Here is an 18,534-nt window from a genome sequence, read left to right on the forward strand (position 1 = left end):
ACGTCACCGAACCAGGAGCGCCCCTTGACCACCCAGACTCCGCTGCGCGGCGTGGTGCCGCCGCTGTGCACCCCGCTGACCCCAACCGGGGAGGTGGACACCGACTCGCTGCGCCGCCTGGTGGAACGGCTGCTGGACCGCGGCGTTCACGCGGTGTTCCCCCTCGGCAGCACGGGAGAGGCGTCCCACCTGTCCCGCGCCAGCCGGCAGACGGTGCTGGAAACGGTCGCGCGAACCGTCGCCGGACGGGTCCCGGTACTCGCCGGGGTGATCGAGACGGGCACGGCGCGGGTCCTCGACGCGGCCCGTGCCGCCGTGGACGCCGGGGCGGACGCCCTGGTGGTTACCGCGCCGCTGTACGCCCCCACCCACCCGGTGGAGATCGCCGAACACTTCCGGAGGGTCCGTGCCGGCGCCGGCCTCCCGGTGTTCGCCTACGACAACCCGGCGACCGTGCACACCAAGCTGGACCGCGCCACGGTGCTCGACCTCGCCGCCGACGGAACCCTCGCCGGCCTGAAGGACAGCAGCGGCGACGAGGGCTCGTTGCGGCGGCTGTTGGTCGCCCTGCGCCGACGCGGCCTCGACTCCTCGTTCAGCGTGCTCACCGGCTCGGAACTGGCCGTGGACGGGGCCCTGCTCGCCGGGGCGCACGGGGTGGTGCCCGGCCTCGGCAACGTCGATCCCGACGGTTACCTGCGGCTCTTCCGGGCGGCCCGCGAGGGCGTCTGGTCGGCCGCGGCCCAGGAGCAGGACCGGCTGGCCGCGCTGTTCGCGCTCACCGACGCGGGGGACCCCGCCGCCATGGGACGCGGCTCCTCGGCCCTCGGGGCGTTCAAGGCCGCGCTGCACCTGCTGGGCGTCATCGACTGCCCGGCGACCGCCGCACCGCAGGTGCCGCTGGACGCGTCCGCGGTCGAGCGGGTGCGGACCGCGCTGGTCGAGGGCGGGCTGCTCGCCGGCTGACCCACGGGCCCGCCCCCGCCGGGGTGGCCGGTCACCGCCGGGTCGGACGGAAAACCGGTTGCGCCACCGGGCCGCCAGGGCGCAGGCTCCGCGTCCATGCCGTCCTCCGCGCCGCTCGACGACCACGCCGCAGAAGCCGGCCCCCCGGTGGGGGTGGGGGACCAGGGGACGACGGGGGCACCGTCGCGGACCCGCGGTCCTGACGGTGCGGCCGGCGGGTCAGGGCCCGTGCCGCGGAGCACGGACGCCGACCCGCCCGCCGTGGAGTCACCCGCGCCCGGGGCGCCCGCCGTGGGGGAACCGGCCACGGCGCCCCCGCGGCGCCGGGCGCTGCTCCCGGACACCCGCCCCTGGCACTCCTCGCGCGACTTCCGGCTGCTGTGGTGGTCGGGGGCGGTCACCATGCTGGGGAGCTTCCTGACCTTCGTGGCCCTGCCGGTCCAGATCAAGGAGCTGACCGGTTCCGCCTTCGCGGTCGGGGCGATCGGCGTGGTGGAGCTGGTTCCGCTGATCGTCTTCGGGCTCTACGGCGGCGCGCTCGCCGACGCCCTCGACCGGCGGACGCTGATCCTGTGGACGGAGGCCGCACTGGCGGTGCTGGCCGCGCTGCTGTTGCTCAACACACTGCTGCCTGACCCCATGCTGTGGCCGTTGTACGTGGTGGCCGCGCTGAGCAGCGCCCTGACCGGGATGCAGCGGCCCGCACTCAACGCCCTGCTGCCCAGGATCGTGCCGCACGACCAGCTCACCGCCGCGGCGGCGCTGAAGGGCCTGTGCTGGCAGCTCGGCGCCATCGCCGGCCCGGCGCTGGCCGGGCTGCTCATCGCCGTCGCCGGGCTGCGCCCCGCCTACGCCCTGGACCTGCTCTCCTTCGCTATCTCCCTGGTCCTGGTCGCGAAGCTGAGGCCGTCGCCGCCCGGGGAGCAGGCGGAGAAACCCTCGGTGCGGGCGATCGCCCAGGGGGCCCGCTACGCCTGGAGCCGGCCGGAGTTGCTGGGCACCTACGTGGTGGACATCGCCGCCATGCTGTTCGCCTTCCCGTTGGCGGTGTTCCCCTTCCTCGCCGACGACCTGGGCGCCGACTGGGCGCTGGGGCTGATGTACGCGGCGATCCCCGCGGGTTCCCTGCTGGTCAACGTGACCAGCGGCTGGACGTCCCGGGTGCACCGGCACGGCCGACTGGTGCTGTACGCCTCCGCCGGGTGGGGCCTGGCCATCGCCGGTGCGGGCTGGGCGGGGAACATCTGGCTGGTCCTGGGGTGTCTGCTGCTCGCCGGGGGCGCCGACGCGGTGAGCGGCCTGTTCCGCACCACCATCTGGAACCAGACCATCCCCGACGACCTGCGCGGCCGGCTCGCCGGGATCGAGATGCTCAGCTACGCGGGCGGCCCCCAACTGGGGCAGGTCAGGGTGGGCGGCATGGCGGCCCTGACCGGGCTGCGGCCCTCGGTGTGGCTCGGAGGGCTCGCCTGTGTCACCTGTGCGGGCGCGCTGTCCGCGGCGCTGCCCGCGCTGATGTCGTACGACGACAGGACCAACGAGCACGCGGTGCGGGAGCGCGCCCGGCGCGGGGCCGAGGGGGCCGGGTCCGCCCCCTGACCGCCCCCTACCCGCCCGGCTGGTCGCCCGGGTGCTCACCGTCCCCCCGCCGGGCCGGGTCGGTGTCGTGCCAGCGCGGGTCGTTCTCCCACTCGAGGTTCCGCTCCACCGCGGTCTCCATGGCGTGCTCGGCCTCGTCCCTGCTGGCGTAGGGTCCGAAGCGGTTCTTCGCGGGGCAGTCCGGTCCCTCCTCCACCGTGTGGTGCCTCAGGCAGTAGAACCACTCCCCCGGCTTTCCCCTGGTCCGGCGCAGCTTCATGGTGGGCCGCCCATCTCCCGTCGTTGGTCCCCCGTCGGTGCCGGCGGCACCGCGGTTACACTCCGATGCATGTCTGTTCTGGTTCCCGGCAAGCTTTCCCCCACACGTTCGGTGCCGGCGAGCATCCCGCGACCGGAGTACGTGGGGAAGGACGCCCCCACGCCGTACGACGGCCCAGAGGTGCAGCCCCAGGAGATCATCGAGCGGATGCGGATCGCCTCGCGGATCGCGGCCGGGGCGATGGAGGAGGCCGCGAAGCACATCGCGCCCGGTGTCACCACCGACGAGCTGGACCGGATCGCCCACGAGTACCTGTGCGACCACCAGGCATACCCCTCCGACCTCGGCTACCGGCGCTTCCCCAAGTCGATCTGCACCTCCGTCAACGAGGTCATCTGCCACGGCATTCCGGACTCCACGGTGCTGCGCGAAGGCGACATCGTGAACCTGGACGTCACCGCCTTCATCCACGGCGTGCACGGTGACACCAACGCCACCTACCCGGTGGGCACCGTGGACGAGGAGTCGTCGTTGCTCATCGAGCGGACCCGGGAGTCGCTCAACCGAGCGATCAGGGCGGTCCGGCCCGGCCGGCAGATCAACGTCATCGGTCGCGTCATCGAGTCCTACGCCAAGCGGTTCGACTACGGCGTGGTGCGCGGCTTCACCGGACACGGCATCAACACCTCGTTCCACTCCGGGCTGATCATCCCGCACTACGACGACCCCCGCGCCACCAAGGTGATCCGCCCGGGGATGACCTTCACCATCGAGCCGATGCTGACGCTGGGCACCCACGAGTACGAGATCTGGGAGGACGGCTGGACGGTGGTCACCAAGGACCGCAGGCGCACCGCCCAGTTCGAGCACACCCTGGTGGTCACCGAGGCCGGGGCAGAGGTGCTGACCCTTCCCTGACCGGCGTCGAGGGGGCGGGCGCGCTCCCCGGGGCGCCCCGCGCGAACACCGCGCAGTAGGGTGACCCCCCGGCTCCCGGCCGCGCAGCCACGCGGCCCAGAACAATGGCGAGGACGATGGCGAGGGCTCGTTCGACGAGCGCGGGGCGGCTGTTGCGCCGCGCCGCCGTTTCGGTTGCCCCGGTGGTGCTGATGGCCTCCGGATGCGTGACGGTGCACGGCGAGGACGCCATGGTGCCCGCGGTGGACAAGGCCGAGGCGGCGAAGGTCGTTCGGCACTTCGCCACCACGTCGAACCGGGTCAACCGGGACCTCGACGCGGAGCTCAACGCGACCGTGGAGGCCGGGGTGCTCGCGGCCATCGACGAGGCCAGCCTGAAGGTCCGGCGGTCCAAGAAGCCAGAGGGCGACCCGGAGTTCGAGCCGTTGGAGCTCTCCGACACCACCTACCTGGTGCCCGAACTGCGCGGCGGGGACTGGCCCAAGTGGTTCATGGCGGACACCGCCAACAACCGGGGTGACGACCGCTGGCTCTTCGCCTTCGTCCGGGAGGGCAAGGACCAGCCCTGGCGGGCCACGTACCTCACGGCGTTCGAGAAGGACGAGATGCCGGAGTTCGAGCTGGACGAGGACGGTCTCGCCCAGGCGGTCCCGGTCAACGCCACCGGCCTCGCGGTGGCACCGGGCCGGCTCAGCGAGACCTACACCGACTACCTGGCCGCCGACCGGACACCGGACACCTTCGAGGACGGGCCGGCCACCTCCGAGCTGCGCGAGGCCCGGCAGAAGGAGAGGAAGACGGCGCGGTACGTGACCCAGTTCGTGGACCAGCCGGTCACCGAGGAGCGGTTCGCCCCGCTGGCCCTGCGCACCGCGGACGGAGGTGCGCTGGTCATGTTCACCACGCGGCACAGTTGGAAGATCACCTACGCCCAGGGCGTTCCGCTGCCCCCGACCGACGACTTCACCAAGGTCCTGATGTCCGGGACGCCGAAGCGGTCGGTGACCCGGACGGCGCTGGCCGAGCAGGCCGCGGTGGTGCCCAAGGGCTCGGGTCCGGTGACGGTCGTCAACCGCATCTCCGGCGTGATCTCCGCCCGCGGCGAGTGAGCGACGGCCAACCCGGGCGTGCCCGGCCCGTTCACCTGCCGAGCAGCCGCTCGCTGGGGCTGTCGGCGGCGGCCACCGCGGCGCAGGCGTCGGCGAGCACCTCGAGCAGTGGCAGCGGGTCGGGCAACGGCTCCTGGGGGCCGCTGATCCAGGTCACCCTTCCCCCCGCCGGGTGCCGGGACGGCGGCAGCAGCACATAGCTGCCCCGGCAGTGCCAGCGCAGGCCCGGGTGGTCCTCCAGCGTCTCCGGATGGCAGTCCAGCTCGCAGGGCCACCACTCGTCCTCGTCGGCCGGGGTGCCGCGGGTGGCGGTGAAGAACAGGCACCGGTCCGGGCCGCAGGCGGCGACCGGTCCCACGGGCAGTCCTCGCTCCTCCAGCATCCGCAGGGCGATCGCCCCGGCGCCCATCGGGACGTCCAGCACGTCGTGCGAACGGCCGGTGGCGGTGACGAAGTTGGCCTGCGGCTGGGCCCGCAGCCAGCGCCGCACCTGCTCCGGGTCGGTGGTGGCCTGGGTCTGCCAGGCGAAGGAGACGGGGTGCATGCCCGGTGAGGGGCAGCCGATCCGGTCGCAGGAGCAGCCGTACTCGAAGGGGTGGGCGGCGGGCGCCACCGGGAACGCGGCGGCGACGGCGTCGAGCAGCAGTTGGTCGCGGTGTGCCGCGTCCTCGCCCCCGTCCGTCCGGCGGCGGCGTCGGAACCACTCTGACACCTTGCTCCTGCGCTCCATCGAGCCCCTTTCCTCAGCCGCTCCCCGTGGTCCACAGTACGGAGCCGGAACGGCGCACGAAGGGGAAACCACGGATGGCGTTCTGTTCATCCTGCCGTGGGACGTGGCCCGCGCCGCACCCGGGGTCAACCCCGTCAGCGGCCCCTTTCCCCCGGCGGGCCGACGGGCCCCGCGGGTGGTTCCCTCCCCGGCGGGTGGTCCGGCCGGGGGCGTCACGGCTTGCGGCCGACCGCCCCGTACATCGAGATGACCTCGTCCTCGACGGTCACCGGGCCGTCCGGGTGCCACCGGTGGAGCGGGACCACCCCGGGGTCGAGCAGGTCGAGGCCGTCGAAGAAGGCCTCCATCTCGGCCCGGTCCGCCGGGTGCAGGGAGACCTCGGCGGCGCTGTTGTACACCTGCGCCCCGCGCCGCACCGCCCGCGGGGCGAAGTCCGCGGTCATGTGGCTGACCGCCAGGTAGCTGCCCGCGGGCAGCGGTTCCAGCAGCCGGCGGACGATCTCCCGGGGCTCGGGGTCGGGAGGCAGGAAGTGCAGGATGGCGATCAGGGTCACCGCCACCGGCTCGTCCAGGTCGAGGGTGCCCTTGAGCATCGGGGAGTTGAGGATCTGCTCGGGTTCCTGGACGGGGGCCTCGAGGTACGCGGTCCTGCCCCGGGGGGCGGAGGCCAACAGCGCCCGGGCGTGGGCCAGCACGATGGGGTCGTTGTCCACGTACACCACCCGGGCTTCGGGGGCCACGGACTGCGCCACCTCGTGCAGGTTGGGGGAGGTGGGTATGCCGGTGCCGACGTCCAGGAACTGGCGCACCCCGCGGCCGGCGAGTTCGCGGACCACCCGGTGCATGAACGCGCGGTTCTCCCGCATCGCGGTGAGCGGCCCGGGCTCGATGGCCATGAGCTTGCTGGCCACCTCGCGGTCGGCGGCGTAGTTGGTCTTGCCACCGAGCACGTAGTCGTACACCCGCGCGGTGTGCGCCACCTCGGTGCGTAGATCGAAGGGTTTGCGCCGGCCTCCGCAGGGCTTCATCCAGTCCGGTGTGTCCTCCGGCAGGTCCGGCACGCCAGCCTCCGCTCGCCCGTTCGTCGGGACGGCCCCCTCGGACCGTGACCACGCATCCTATGTCCCCGGGGACACCACCCCCGGGACATCTGGACACATGAGCGAGCCGTACCGGCGGTTCGGCCACGAACCCCCGGATTCCGGACCGGGTCGGGGCGGAGGCGTCCGAAGGGGACCGTCGGCCCGCGGGCCGACGGTCCCCCCGGAACGCACCGGGTCCCGGGCGGACAGGCCCGGGACCCGGTGGCGCTACTCGAGCAGTTCCAGCTCGGCGAGGGACGCCGGTCCCCCGGTGAGCTCCAGCCGGAACGCGGAGTAGTCGCCGGCCTCGTCGATCCGGAAGGCGCGGGTCTGCCGGTCCCAGGTGAACGTCTGCCCGGAGCGGCTGTCCAGCGTCTGCCAGGTGGTGCCGTCAACCGACCCCTTGAGCACCCAACCCGTGGGCGCCGACGCGCGGTCGGACGAGGTGAGCGTGTAGTAGGTGGGCCGGGCCGTCTCGCCCAGGTCCACCCGCGCCGTGCTCAGGGTGGTGCCGGTCTTCGAGGCGTTGTCCACCAGCGCGGCGCCGTCGCCGTCCTGGTCCACCGTGACCGTGGTGTCCGCCGCGGTGGCGTCGGCCAGCGGAGTGGGGGGCTTGGTGCCCTGGGTCAGCGAGCTCGGCCCCCGGTTGCTGCCCCAGCTCGAGGGCTCGGGGCCCATGGTGAACTCGATGGTGCCGCCGTTGGCGATCGCGCTGTGCGGCAGCGCGGTGGACGTCCAGTTGCTGCCGTTGACCCGCACGCCCTGCACGTACACGTTCTCCCGGCTGTTCTCCGGTGCCTTGACCACCAGGTCACGGCCGTTCTCCAGGTGCACCGTCGCCTTGGTGAACAGCGGGGAGCCGATGGCGTACTCGGGCGATCCCATGACCAGCGGGTAGAAGCCGAGGGAGCTGAAGACGTACCAGGCGGACATCTCCCCGTTGTCCTCGTCGCCCGCGTAGCCCTGGCCGATCTCGCTGCCCAGGTAGAGCCGGGACACCGCCTCGCGCACCAGCTTCTGGGTCTTCCAGGGCTGGCCGGCCGCGTCGTACATGTAGGGGATGTGGTGCGAGGGCTGGTTGCTGTGGCCGTACATGCCCATCCGCACGTCCCGGGCCTCGGTCATCTCGTGGATGACGCCGCCGTAGGACCCCTTGAACTCCGGGGACGCGGTCTCCGGGGTGGCGAAGAAGTCGTCCAGCTTCTCGGCCAGCTTCTTCCGTCCGCCGTACAGGGCGGCCATGCCCGCGGTGTCCTGGGGCACGGTGAACGCCATGTTCCAGCCGTTGGTCTCGGTGTAGTCGTAGCCCCACACCCGCGGGTCGTACGCGTCCGGGGACTTGCGCCAGTTGCCCGCCTTGTCCCGGCCCTGGAAGAAGCCCACGGAGTCGTCGAACATGTTGACGTAGTTCTGGGCGCGGTTGCGGAAGTAGGTGGCGTCCTCCTTGTACTGGTGCTTGTGGGTCTTCTGGTACAGCTTCTCCGCCATCTGGGCGATGCCGAAGTCGTTGAGGTAGCCCTCGAGCGCCCAGGACATGCCCTCGTGGGTGTCGGTGCTGGTGTAGCCGAGGAAGACCGAGGTGTCCATGCCCTTGCGGCCCACCCCGGAGTTGGGCGGGGCGACGGTCGCGTTCTTCACCGCGGCCTGGTAGGCGGCCTCGGCGTCGAAGTCCACGCCCTTGAGGTAGGCGTCGGCGAACGCGATGTCGGAGCTGGTGCCGGTCATCAGGTCGGCGTAGCCCGGGGAGGACCAGCGGGAGATCCAACCGCCGTCCTTGTACTGCTGGACGAAGCCGTCCACCATCTCCCCGGCCTTCTTGGGGCTGAGCAGGCTGTACGCCGGCCAGGTGGTGCGGTAGGTGTCCCAGAACCCGTTGTTGACGTAGACCTTGCCGTCAACGATCTTCGCCCCGGTCCTGGTGGGCGTGGTCTCGCCGGTCGCCGGGGAGAACGCGCTGGCGTACTGGTACCGCGGGGCGTCCTTGGTCCCGGTGTTCTCGAATCCCGAGTTGGGGTACAGGAACAGCCGGTACAGGTTGGAGTAGAGGGTCACGAGCTGGTCCCGGCTGGCGCCCTCCACCTCGATCACGTCGAGGGTGTCGTCCCAGGCCCGCTGGGCCCGCGCGGCCACCGAGTCCAGGGTGTCCGAGGCGGAGATCTCCTGCTCCAGGTTGGCCCTGGCCTGCTCGGTGCCGAGCAGCGAGGTGGCGATGCGCAGGTTGACGGTGCGGTCGGAGCCCGCGTCGAACCGGTAGTAGCCGGTGACGTTCTTGCCCCCGCCGCCGGGGAGCATCCCGCTGTCGGTCACCGGGGCGTCGAACTCGCCGTACACGTACAGCCGGGTCGCCCCGGTGGACAGGCCACTCCTGACGTCGGAGTAGCCGGTGAAGGTGCCGGTGTCCGGGTCGAGGGTCAGTCCGCCCTTGTCGTTGACGTTGTCGAAGATGACCGAGGCGTCGTCGCCGGGGAAGGTGAACCGCATCAGCGCCGCGTGGTCGGTGGGCGCGACGGCCGCCTTCAGGTCGTTCTCGAAAGTCACCGCGTAACGGTGCGGGCCCGCGGACTCGTTCTCGTGCCGGAACGGCAGGGCGCGGGCGCTCCGGGAGGCGTCCGGGGTGCCGGACGCGGCGGACGGCATCACCTGGAAGGTCTGCCGGTCACCCATCCACGGGCTGGGCTCGTGGCTCGCGGTGAACGCCTGGATGGTGGGGAGGTTGTCGTCGTTGTTGGACTTGGCGTACTCGTACAGCCAGGAGGTGGAACCCGCGTTGGTCATCGGGCTCCAGAAGTTGAAGCCGTGCGGGACCGCGGTGGCCGGGAAGTTGTTCCCCCGGGAGAAGCTCCCGCTGGAGTTGGTGCCGCGCACGGTGGAGACGTAGTCGGACAGGTGCTCGGCCGGCTTCTCCACCGGGGCCGGGGCGATCGAGACGTCGTCCACCCAGCCGCGGACCTTCGCCGGTCCCTTGGGCGCGTCGTAGGCGACCAGGACCCGGTCGATGGTCTTGCCCGCGGCGACCGCGCCGATCAACGACTCCTTGTGGTTCCACTGGTTGACGTACAGCGTCTTGGACTCGCCCTGCCCGGTCGGGCTGAGCCGGGCGCCGTGCTGGTCAACGGCGTTGAGGTCGCTGAGGTACGTGCCATCGGTGAACGCCAGGTCGATCGAGGTGTAGGTGGCCGGGTACTTCAGGTCGGTCTCGCCCATGGCGGGGAAGATCCGGTACGACAGGCGGGTCCTCGGCGTCACCGCCACGTCGACGTCGAAGACCTTGTTGTAGGAGTAGGCGCGCCCCTCGGGCTTGTGGGTGCCCGAGTACTGCAGGGCGTGCTGGCCGGTGAAGCCCTTGTTGCTCTTGGCGGTGGGGGACCCGCCGGGGCCGCGGCCCACCTGGCTGCGCATCGGGGAGGGCGGCGGCGGGGTGGTGTCCCCGTTGGAGAACTGCACCTCGGCGAGCTGGGTGAGGCCGGCCCCCGCGTTGCGGGTGATCTCCAGGCGGTAGTGGCGGTAGGCGGTGGTGTTCTCGAAGGAGAACTCCCGGGTCTGGAACCGCTGCTCGAAGACCTCCCCGGTGCGGGTGTCCAGGGTGTTCCACGTCGTGCCGTCGTTGGAGCCCTGGAGCTTCCAGTCCTTGGGGTCGCGCTCGGCCGCGTCGTTGGCGGAGGTGAGGGCGTACCGCACGACCGCGATCGGCTCCTCGAGGTCGAACTCCAGCCAGGCGGTGGGCTCGAACACCAGCCACTTGCTGCCGGGGTCGCCGTCAACGAGGTTCTCCTTGACCTCGTTGGACGCCGGGTACTCCCCGTTGGCCCGGACCTCGGTGACCCGGTCGGTGACGTTGCCCGGTATGCCCTCGCTCACCGCGCCGTCCATCCCCGAGGCCCTGGTGGCGCCGTCGGGGCCGGTCTCCACGGTGTTCCGCCAGGTGGGCTGGGGATCACTGGTCTCGAACGAGGAGGCGAACTCCTGCTGCGGGGTGTCCGCGGCGGCGGGCGCGGCCACCGCGACGCCCTGCGCCGTCACCACCATCGCGACGGCCGACACCAGCGCGGCCGAACGTCCGCGTCTGGGTCTGCGTCGTACTCTGCGCTCCATACCCACCTCTCCAATCGGGGTCAGGGAACCCGGTAGGCAACTGACTTGGACAACGTTGTCAACGTGCGAGAACAACGTGGCCGCACTGACATGGGGATGTCAAGGGGTGAGGCGCGAGCGGTTCCGCGGGCCGTGTGAGACTGACGGGCGGTACCGCAGCCGGCGCCAGCCACGGACCGCACCCCCGGCGCATGCCCCGTGACGTGCGGTGATTTCGTGGTTTCCCTCTATGCGTTCTAGAGGTCGTGGCGCCACCATGCGGGCACCGGTGTCCCACCCGGACCACCATCACGTAGGACGTACAGGAGCCCTTCGTTGCACACACAGCATGCACCCGTCAGAACCGCCACACCCCGGCGGTACCTGATGTGCCGGCCGACCCACTTCACGGTCACCTACTCCATCAACCCCTGGATGGACCCCCGCAAGCCGGTCGATCCCGACCTCGCCCTCGCCCAGTGGGAGGACCTGCGGGACCGCTACCTCTCCCTCGGCCACACCGTGCACCTGCTCGACCCGGTGCCCGGCCTGCCGGACATGGTCTTCGCGGCCAACGGCGCCACGGTCATCGACGGCCGGGTGCTCGGCGCGCGCTTCGCCAACGCCCAGCGGCAGCGGGAGGCGCCGGCACACCTGGACTGGTACCGCGACCACGGCTACACCCAGGTCCACGAGCCCGAGCACGTCAACGAGGGTGAGGGCGACTTCGTGGTCACCCGGTCCTGGCTGCTGTCCGGGCAGGGGTTCCGCAACAGCCCGCTGGCGTCCGCCGAGGCCCAGGAGTTCTTCGGGCGCCCCACGATCAGCCTGGAACTGGTCAACCCCCGCTACTACCACCTCGACACCGCCCTGGCGGTCCTCGACGGCGACCTGGTGATGTACTACCCGGCCGCCTTCTCCCCCGGGAGCCAGGCGGTGCTGCGCAGCCTGTTCCCCGACGCCCTGATCGCCACCGAGGCCGACGCCGAGCTGTTCGCCCTCAACGCGGTGAGCGACGGACGTCACGTCCTGCTCCCCCAGGCCGCGACCGCGCTCGCCGACCGGCTGCGCGAGCTGGGCTTCGAGCCCATCGGCCTCGACCTGTCAGAGCTGTTGAAGGCGGGCGGCAGCGTGAAGTGCTGCACCGCCGAACTGCGCTGACCGATGTTCCGGCTGGCCGGCACCCGACCGGCCAGCACGGCCCCGGCCGTCAGGGACTCAGGGTCTGCGCGAGCAGCGTCACGGTCACCAGGACGGTGGGGAAGCACACCAGGAACACCGCGAACGTGTAGCCCATGATGTCCCGGGCCTTCAGCCCGAGGATCGCCAGCGTGGGCAGCATCCAGAAGGGCTGTAGGAGGTTCGCGCTCGCCTCCCCCAGGTCGTAGACGACCACCATCCAGCCCTGGTGCACCCCGAGTTGGTTCGCCGCGTCGATGACGTAGGGGGCCTCGATCACCCACTTGCTCCCGCCGCTGGGCACGAACACCCCCAGGACGCAGGAGTAGACGGCGATCAGGGGCGGGAAGAAGAACTCGTTGGACACGTCGGTGAGCCAGCCGGCGATGGTGGACGACAGGCCGGTGAAGGCGATCATGCCGAAGATCCCGCCGTACAGCGGGAACTGGATCAGCACCCCCGAGGCCGCCACGGTCCCCTCGCGCACCGCTGCCACGAGCCGGGCCGGCCTCCAGTGCAGGATCAGCGCGAGCAGGATGAGGATCAGGTTGATCGTGTTGAGGTCCAGGGCGTTGAGCACGTTGCCGTCCGCCGTCGCGAAGTAGCGCACCAGGTAGCCGGTGCCCAGCAGGAAGATCGCGACCGCGAACACCGGGCTGTGCTCGAGCCAGTCACCCGGTCGCCGCCGGGTCGGCGTCTCGTCCTTGTCCACCTGCAACGGCTTGAGGGCTATGCCGAGGTCCTCGGCGGTCTTCGCGCGCTCGGGAGAAGGGGCGAGGAACCAGGCGAGCGTCACGGCCACCACGAACACCACGGCCGTGGCCACCAGGCCCTGCCACAGGAAGATCGTGTCGGTGAGCGGGATCAGACCCGTTCCCCGACCGGCCGCGATCACCTCCTGCACCGCCTCCGGGCTGGCCTCGGCGCTCGCGACCTGGAGCGCGGCCGACCCCGACAGCCCCTGCGCCCACACGGTGCCCAGGCCGAGGAACGCCATGGCCCCGATGGCCCGGTAGTCCACGCCGCGCACCAGCCGGGAGGTCTCCTTGGCCAGGATGGCGGTGAACACGAGGCTGAACGCCCAGTTCAGGTAGGCCGTGACCATGGATATCGCGGCGGTGAAGGCGATGGCGGTCCGAGGGTGGCTCGGCACCCTGGCGAGCCGCGAGATCAGCCGGGCCACGGGCCGCGAGACCGCGACGGCGTAGCCACCGATGATGATCATCGTCATCTGGAGGGTGAAGGGGATCAGCGACCAGAACCCCTCGCCCCAGGCATCGACCAGCCCGTACCCGGTCGTCGCCTTCGGGTCGTCGGGGCTGCCGATGAGCGACACGCCCGTGGCCAGCCCGAGTAACAGCACCACGAACGTGCCGACCAGCACGAAGCCGAACGAGTCGGGCAGCCACCGTTCGGTGAACGCGGTGAACCTCAGGGCGACCCGGGCCAGCAGGTTGTCCCGCCCGGTCCCGGGTCTGCTGGTCTGCTCGACACTCACTCCGACCTCCACGTCTCATCCACAACGCCGCAACGGGGCACCGCAGGGCGGCCGTTCACCCGGGGTGACAGGTCGCACGCGGCCGGGAGCACGGTGGCCGAGAGAGTAGAGGCAGCCGGGAAGGATCTCCATGGTTCGGACGCCCCCGGATCGACGGGCCGGCATGTGGGCGACGGCCGTTCCGGGAACCCGGGCGTCCGCACGGGCCGGCGCGGGGCCTCCTTCCGCCCGGTCGCGGCCCCTGCCCGGGGGCGTCGCGCGGCCGGTCAACCGCGGGTGCCGGCGCCCCCGTACAGCTCCTCAAGCCGGTCAGCCACCGCGGTCACCGAGAACACCTCACGGACGGCGCGGTGGCCGGCCGCGACCACCTCGGCGCGGTGCCGGGGGTCGCTCACCAGGGCACGGACGGCGTCGGCGAGGGCGCGCGGGGTGCCGTCGGTGACCACGGCGGCGCCCCGGCCGGCCAGGTCCGCGGCGATGCCGCAGCGGTCGGTGCAGACCACCGGGGTGCCCGTGGCCAGGGCCTCGAGCACGCTCATCGGGAACGGCTCGTCCACGCTGGGCAGCACGTACACCGCGGCGGCGGCCAGGGCCCGCAGGGCGCCGGCGTGGTCCAGGGCGCCGCCGAAGGCGACCACCCCCTCCAGCCCCAGCCGGCGGGCCAGCTCCCGCGTCCGGCCCAGGCAGCCCTCGTCCGGGCCGTGCAGGAGGAACCGCAGGTCGGGCAGGTCCGCGTGGAGCAGCGCGGCGGCCTCCACGAAGGCGTCGGGGCGTTTGCGGGGGTGGAGGCGGGCCAGGAACAGCACGGTGGGCGGGCCGGGTTCGGGCGGGCTGGCCGGCTCCGGTGCGGGGCGCACCCCGTTGGGCACGTCGCACACCGCGGGGCAGCGGGGGCCGAGGACCTCGGCGAGGTCGGCGCGCTCCCGGTCGGTGAGCGCCAACAGGGTCGAGGCGCGGCGCAGCAGGGGCCGGTACACCGCGTCGAAGACCCGGGCCAGCGGTGCCCGGCGGGGCTGGACCATGCCGTGGGTCTGCACGACCAGGTGACGGCGGCGCAGCGCGGCCACGGCCAGGGCGGTCAGGCTCACCAGGTCCCGGCCGGCGTGCACGTGGAGCACGTCAGCCCGCCCGGCGAGCCGCCACAGGTCCAACGGCAGCCGGGGGTGCAGCAGACCGAGGAAGCCCTGGCCGGGGACGAGGGTCCTGGCCGGGCGGGTCCGCGCCGGCACCCCGGCGACCCGGTCGGGCGCGGGGCCACGGCCCCGCCACAGCGCCACCAGACGCACCTGGTGTCCCCGCGCGGCCAGTTCGGTGAGCTGGCCGGTGGCGACGCTGACCGGGCCGCCGTAGGCGCCGTCGTCGCTGACCAGCGTCACCACGTGGACGATCCTCACCGGCGGCCCCCGTCCCGCGGACCGGTCCGCCGCGCCGCGACGGCCCCGGAACCGTCCGGGGTGGTGAGCGCCGTCGGGGTGGTGAGCACCGCCCCGGGGGGCACGTCCGCGCGGGCCACGGCGCCGGCGCCGACGACCGCCCCGGCGCCGACGGTGACCCCGCGCAGCACCACGGCGCGGGCCGCGACCCAGGAGCCGGGTTCCAGGGTGACCGGGGCGTTGTCGAACTCGAAGGTCGGTGAGCGCCGCTGGTGGCTCCCGGTGCACAGCAGGGCCCCCTGGGAAACGCAGACGTCGTGCCCGATGGTGATGGGTTCGAGGTTGACCAGCCAGGCGCCCTCGCCGATCCACACGTCGTCGCCCACCCGCAGCTTCCACGGCCAGTGCACCCGCACCCGGTGCCGGATCAGCACCCGCCGCCCCACCTCCGCCCCGAACGCGCGCAGCAGCGGGGGCCGCAGCCGCGCCGGGAACCACCACCGCACGAAGAGCAGGTTGAGCGCGGCGAACCACAGCACCTGCACGGCCAGGGGCCGCCCCCGGTGGTAGCCGGCCCCGGTGAAGCCGCGCAGGGAACGCGCCGCGCCTCGGGGGGCGGTCACCGGTCCACCCTGACCCGCGCCCCGGACAGCTCGTCGGCCAACTGCCTGGTGTCCGCCTCCACCATGATCTCGGCCAGCGCCCGGTAGCGCACCCGGGGGGCCCACCCGAGCAGGTCCTCGGCCTTGGAGGCGTCCCCGATCAGCGCGTCCACCTCGGAGGGCCGCTGGTACTTGGCGTCGAAGCGCACGTGCCGGCGCCAGTCGAGCCCGGCGCAGCCGAACGCGGCCTCCAGGAAGTCCCGCACGGTGGCGGAGGTGCCGGTGGCCACCACGTAGTCGTCGGGCTCGTCCCGCTGGAGCATCCGCCACATCGCCTCGACGTACTCGGGGGCGTAGCCCCAGTCCCGCACCGCGTCGAGGTTGCCGAGGAAGAGCTCGTCCTGGAGGCCGGCCCGGATCCGGGCCACGGCCCGGCTGATCTTGCGGGTGACGAACGTCTCTCCGCGCCGGGGGCTCTCGTGGTTGAACAGGATGCCGTTGACGGCGAACATCCCGTACGCCTCCCGGTGGTTCACCGTCGACCAGTAGGCGTACGCCTTGGCGCAGCCGTAGGGGCTGCGCGGCCGGAAGGGCGTGCCCTCGTGCTGGGGCGGCGGGCTCGAGCCGAACATCTCGGAGGACGACGCCTGGTACAGCCGGGTCTCGACGCCGCTGGCGCGGATGGCCTCGAGCAGCCGCAGGGTGCCGAGCCCGGTGATGTCCCCGGTGTAGAGGGGCGCGTCGAACGAGACCCGGACGTGCGACTGCGCCCCCAGGTTGTAGACCTCGTCGGGCCGCACCTCGCGCAGGAGGTTGGCCAGGGCCACCCCGTCGGAGAGGTCGGCGTGGTGCAGGACCAGCCGGCGGCCGGGGGTCTGCGGGTCCTGGTAGATGTGGTCGATGCGTTCGGTGTTGAAGCTGGACGAGCGCCTGATCAGGCCATGCACGGTATAGCCCTTGCCCAGCAGCAGCTCGGCGAGGTACGAGCCGTCCTGGCCGGTGATGCCGGTGATGACGGCGGTCTTCCCCGCGCTGGGCGCGGTCTGGGTGGTCTCCACGGCTGTTCCCCCCGGTTCCCCAACTGGTCCGGCCAACTCCCCCGTCCGGACGCTATCGGGCGGCGATCGTTCCAGTCGGTCGATGTCTGTTTTCTGCCGCGTGAGGAGCGTTCCCCTGGCAGAATCCGCGCCATGCACCCGGATGGCGACCCGGCTCCCCCCGAGAGCGACGACCGGCCCGGCGGCCCGGGCTCCCGGCCCGACGGCCCGCCCGCCGACGCCACCGGTCGGCACGGCGCCGTCCCACCGGGCGCCGTCCCCGACGCCGGGGACACGGGCGTCGGTGGGGACACGGGCGTCGGTGGGGACACGGACCTGCTGCCGCCGCCCGCCCGGGTGTTCGTCGCCGGTCACCGGGGCCTGGTGGGGTCGGCGGTCGCCCGCCGGCTCACCGACCGCGGCTACCACGTCCTCACCCGCACCCGGGCCGAGCTGGACCTGCGGGACGGACCGGCCACCGAGGCGTACCTGCGCGGGACCCGGCCCGACGCGGTGGTCCTCGCCGCGGCGAGGGTCGGTGGCATCCTGGCCAACAGCACCCGCCCGGTGGAGTTCCTCGAGGACAACCTGCGCATCCAGCTCAGCGTCATCTCCGCGGCGCACGGCGCCGGAGTGCGCCGGCTGCTGTTCCTGGGCAGCAGTTGCATCTACCCCCGGCTCGCGCCCCAGCCCATCCGCGAGGAGGCGCTGCTCACCGGTGCGCTCGAACCCACCAACGAGGCGTACGCCATCGCGAAGATCGCCGGGATCGTGCAGCTCAGGGCCTACCGGCGGCAGTTCGGGGCGTCCTTCGTGGCCGCCATGCCCACCAACCTCTACGGCCCGGGCGACACCTTCGACCCGCACACCGCGCACGTGCTGCCCGCGCTGGTGCGGCGTTTCCACGAGGCGGTCCAGGAGCGGCGGCAGGTCGTCGAGGTCTGGGGCAGCGGCACCCCGCGACGGGAGTTCCTGCACGTGGACGACCTGGCGGTGGCCTGCGAGACGCTGTTGCGGCGTTACGACGGCGACGAGGTGGTGAACGTCGGCTGCGGGCAGGACCTCACCATCCGGGAGCTCGCCGAGCTCGTGGCGGAGGCGGTCGGTTACCGGGGGCGGATCACCTTCGACCCGAGCAGGCCGGACGGGACGCCCCGCAAGCTGCTCGACGTCTCCCGGATGACCGCCCTCGGCTGGGCCCCGGAGATCCCGCTGCGCCAGGGGATCGTGGACACCTACCGCTGGTGGCTGACCACTGGCACGGGCTGAGGGCCGCTGACGGACCCGCGCCCGCCCCGGGTGGCCCCCGCGCCTACGCTGGCGCCCATGACGCCGCACGACGACACATCGTTCCTCGCCCACGTCACGTCGCGACTCGCCGCGCTGCCCCGGGTGGAGGCCGTGGCGCTGGGGGGCTCCCGGGCGACCGGGACGCACCGGCCCGACAGCGACTGGGACTTCGCCGTCTACTACCGCGGGGCGTTCTCGGTGGAGAGCGTACGGGCCCTGGGCTGGCCGGGAGAGGTCTCCGGCATCGGCGACTGGGGCGGCGGGGTGTTCAACGGCGGGGCGTGGCTGCACGTCGGTGACCGGCGCGTCGATCTGCACTACCGGGACCTGGACGACGTCGAGCACCACGTCGCCGAGGCGCGGCAGGGGCGCTTCTCGGTCGAGCGGCTGCTGTTCCACCTGGCGGGCATCCCGACGTACCTGGTGGTCGCGGAGTTGGCCGTCAACCGGGTCCTCCACGGAGCGCTCCCCCGCCCCGAGTACCCCGACGCGCTCCGCCGCAGCGCCCGTGAACGGTGGTGGGGCGACGCCCGGCTCACCCTGGCCTACGCCCGGGCCGCCCACGCCGAGCGGGGGCACCTCGGCGACTGCGCCGGGGCGATCGCCACCGCGGCCTGCCAGACGGCCCACGCCGTGATGGCCGCCAGGGGCCAGTGGGTCACCAACGAGAAGACCCTGCTGGAGCGTGCCGGGTTGCGGGGCGTGGACGACGTCCTGGCCGGGCTCTCGCCGGAGCCGGAGGCGCTGACCGCCGCGCTCGACGAGGCCGCGGCGCTGTTCGCGGGAGCGGTCGGGGACTGCTGACGGACCAACCCACGGCC

The 18,534-nt window shown here is 72.6% G+C and carries 15 protein-coding genes; 7 read left to right on the top strand and 8 right to left on the bottom strand.

All coding sequences use genetic code 11. From position 1 onward, the window contains the following. Nucleotides 1-24 precede the first annotated feature (24 nt). Nucleotides 25-966 carry a dihydrodipicolinate synthase family protein gene (locus tag A3IG_RS0104520; RefSeq protein WP_018382352.1) on the top strand — a complete coding sequence of 314 codons (942 nt, stop codon included), beginning with the start codon at nucleotides 25-27 and terminating at the stop codon, nucleotides 964-966. A gap of 261 nt (nucleotides 967-1,227) precedes the next feature. Then, nucleotides 1,228-2,565 carry an MFS transporter gene (locus A3IG_RS0104525; RefSeq protein WP_407701008.1) on the top strand — a complete coding sequence of 446 codons (1,338 nt, stop codon included), beginning with the start codon at nucleotides 1,228-1,230 and terminating at the stop codon, nucleotides 2,563-2,565. A 7-nt stretch (nucleotides 2,566-2,572) separates the two neighbouring features. Here A3IG_RS0104525 and A3IG_RS0104530 read toward each other — a convergent pair whose 3' ends face one another. Next, nucleotides 2,573-2,824 (bottom strand): hypothetical protein, encoded by a 252-nt coding sequence (locus A3IG_RS0104530; RefSeq protein ID WP_018382354.1) that lies wholly within the window; start codon nucleotides 2,822-2,824, stop codon nucleotides 2,573-2,575. Nucleotides 2,825-2,893: 69 nt separating this feature from the next. Between A3IG_RS0104530 and map the strand changes: the two genes are divergently transcribed. Beyond that, nucleotides 2,894-3,742 carry a type I methionyl aminopeptidase gene (gene map / locus A3IG_RS0104535; protein ID WP_040910801.1) on the top strand — a complete coding sequence of 283 codons (849 nt, stop codon included), beginning with the start codon at nucleotides 2,894-2,896 and terminating at the stop codon, nucleotides 3,740-3,742. A gap of 116 nt (nucleotides 3,743-3,858) precedes the next feature. Then, nucleotides 3,859-4,851: a hypothetical protein gene (locus tag A3IG_RS0104540; protein WP_078500039.1), complete on the top strand. Its 993-nt coding sequence runs from the start codon at nucleotides 3,859-3,861 to the stop codon at nucleotides 4,849-4,851. Nucleotides 4,852-4,882: 31 nt separating this feature from the next. On the opposite strand, the gene A3IG_RS0104545 is transcribed toward A3IG_RS0104540, so the two are convergent. From A3IG_RS0104545 to A3IG_RS0104555, 3 genes are all read right to left on the bottom strand, one after another. Next, the gene (locus A3IG_RS0104545) at nucleotides 4,883-5,581 is read right to left on the bottom strand and encodes a bifunctional DNA primase/polymerase (protein WP_018382357.1); all 699 of its coding nucleotides are present in this window, start codon (nucleotides 5,579-5,581) and stop codon (nucleotides 4,883-4,885) included. 212 nt (nucleotides 5,582-5,793) lie between these two features. Then, the gene (locus tag A3IG_RS0104550) at nucleotides 5,794-6,642 is read right to left on the bottom strand and encodes an SAM-dependent methyltransferase (protein ID WP_018382358.1); all 849 of its coding nucleotides are present in this window, start codon (nucleotides 6,640-6,642) and stop codon (nucleotides 5,794-5,796) included. A gap of 249 nt (nucleotides 6,643-6,891) precedes the next feature. Further along, a complete protein-coding gene (locus A3IG_RS0104555; RefSeq protein WP_040910802.1) occupies nucleotides 6,892-10,755 on the bottom strand; it encodes a GH92 family glycosyl hydrolase in 3,864 nt (1,287 codons plus the stop codon). 315 nt (nucleotides 10,756-11,070) lie between these two features. Between A3IG_RS0104555 and ddaH the strand changes: the two genes are divergently transcribed. Further along, the gene (gene ddaH / locus A3IG_RS0104560; RefSeq protein WP_407701007.1) at nucleotides 11,071-11,895 is read left to right on the top strand and encodes a dimethylargininase; all 825 of its coding nucleotides are present in this window, start codon (nucleotides 11,071-11,073) and stop codon (nucleotides 11,893-11,895) included. A 49-nt stretch (nucleotides 11,896-11,944) separates the two neighbouring features. On the opposite strand, the gene A3IG_RS0104565 is transcribed toward ddaH, so the two are convergent. The 4 genes from A3IG_RS0104565 to gmd form a co-directional block, all read right to left on the bottom strand. Beyond that, the gene (locus tag A3IG_RS0104565; RefSeq protein WP_104530659.1) at nucleotides 11,945-13,411 is read right to left on the bottom strand and encodes a short-chain fatty acid transporter; all 1,467 of its coding nucleotides are present in this window, start codon (nucleotides 13,409-13,411) and stop codon (nucleotides 11,945-11,947) included. 266 nt (nucleotides 13,412-13,677) lie between these two features. Next, nucleotides 13,678-14,805, bottom strand: coding sequence for a glycosyltransferase (locus tag A3IG_RS0104570; RefSeq protein ID WP_018382362.1), 1,128 nt, complete (start codon nucleotides 14,803-14,805; stop codon nucleotides 13,678-13,680). After that, entirely contained in the window at nucleotides 14,802-15,407 is a 606-nt protein-coding gene (locus A3IG_RS0104575) for an LbetaH domain-containing protein (protein ID WP_018382363.1), read from the bottom strand. Before A3IG_RS0104575 ends, A3IG_RS0104570 begins: the two co-directional genes overlap by 4 nt. Then, the gene (gene gmd / locus A3IG_RS0104580) at nucleotides 15,404-16,444 is read right to left on the bottom strand and encodes a GDP-mannose 4,6-dehydratase (protein WP_018382364.1); all 1,041 of its coding nucleotides are present in this window, start codon (nucleotides 16,442-16,444) and stop codon (nucleotides 15,404-15,406) included. Before gmd ends, A3IG_RS0104575 begins: the two co-directional genes overlap by 4 nt. A gap of 132 nt (nucleotides 16,445-16,576) precedes the next feature. On the opposite strand from gmd, the gene A3IG_RS0104585 reads away from it, so the two are divergent. Both A3IG_RS0104585 and A3IG_RS0104590 read left to right on the top strand, forming a co-directional pair. After that, a complete protein-coding gene (locus tag A3IG_RS0104585; RefSeq protein ID WP_018382365.1) occupies nucleotides 16,577-17,692 on the top strand; it encodes a GDP-L-fucose synthase family protein in 1,116 nt (371 codons plus the stop codon). 57 nt (nucleotides 17,693-17,749) lie between these two features. Further along, nucleotides 17,750-18,517 (top strand): nucleotidyltransferase family protein, encoded by a 768-nt coding sequence (locus A3IG_RS0104590; RefSeq protein WP_018382366.1) that lies wholly within the window; start codon nucleotides 17,750-17,752, stop codon nucleotides 18,515-18,517. The last annotated feature ends 17 nt before the right edge of the window (nucleotides 18,518-18,534 follow it).

The organism is Wenjunlia vitaminophila DSM 41686, assembly GCF_000380165.1.
In the GTDB taxonomy this organism is placed as follows: domain Bacteria; phylum Actinomycetota; class Actinomycetes; order Streptomycetales; family Streptomycetaceae; genus Wenjunlia; species Wenjunlia vitaminophila.

Excerpts from the sequence above, each read along its gene's own strand:
- A3IG_RS0104530 (WP_018382354.1), bottom strand. The coding sequence starts at position 2,824 with ATGAAGCTGCGCCGGACCAGGGGAAAGCCGGGGGAGTGGTTCTACTGC.
- map (WP_040910801.1), top strand. The coding sequence starts at position 2,894 with ATGTCTGTTCTGGTTCCCGGCAAGCTTTCCCCCACACGTTCGGTGCCG.
- A3IG_RS0104540 (WP_078500039.1), top strand. The coding sequence starts at position 3,859 with ATGGCGAGGGCTCGTTCGACGAGCGCGGGGCGGCTGTTGCGCCGCGCC.
- A3IG_RS0104545 (WP_018382357.1), bottom strand. The coding sequence starts at position 5,581 with ATGGAGCGCAGGAGCAAGGTGTCAGAGTGGTTCCGACGCCGCCGCCGG.
- A3IG_RS0104555 (WP_040910802.1), bottom strand. The coding sequence starts at position 10,755 with ATGGAGCGCAGAGTACGACGCAGACCCAGACGCGGACGTTCGGCCGCG.
- A3IG_RS0104585 (WP_018382365.1), top strand. The coding sequence starts at position 16,577 with ATGCACCCGGATGGCGACCCGGCTCCCCCCGAGAGCGACGACCGGCCC.
- A3IG_RS0104590 (WP_018382366.1), top strand. The coding sequence starts at position 17,750 with ATGACGCCGCACGACGACACATCGTTCCTCGCCCACGTCACGTCGCGA.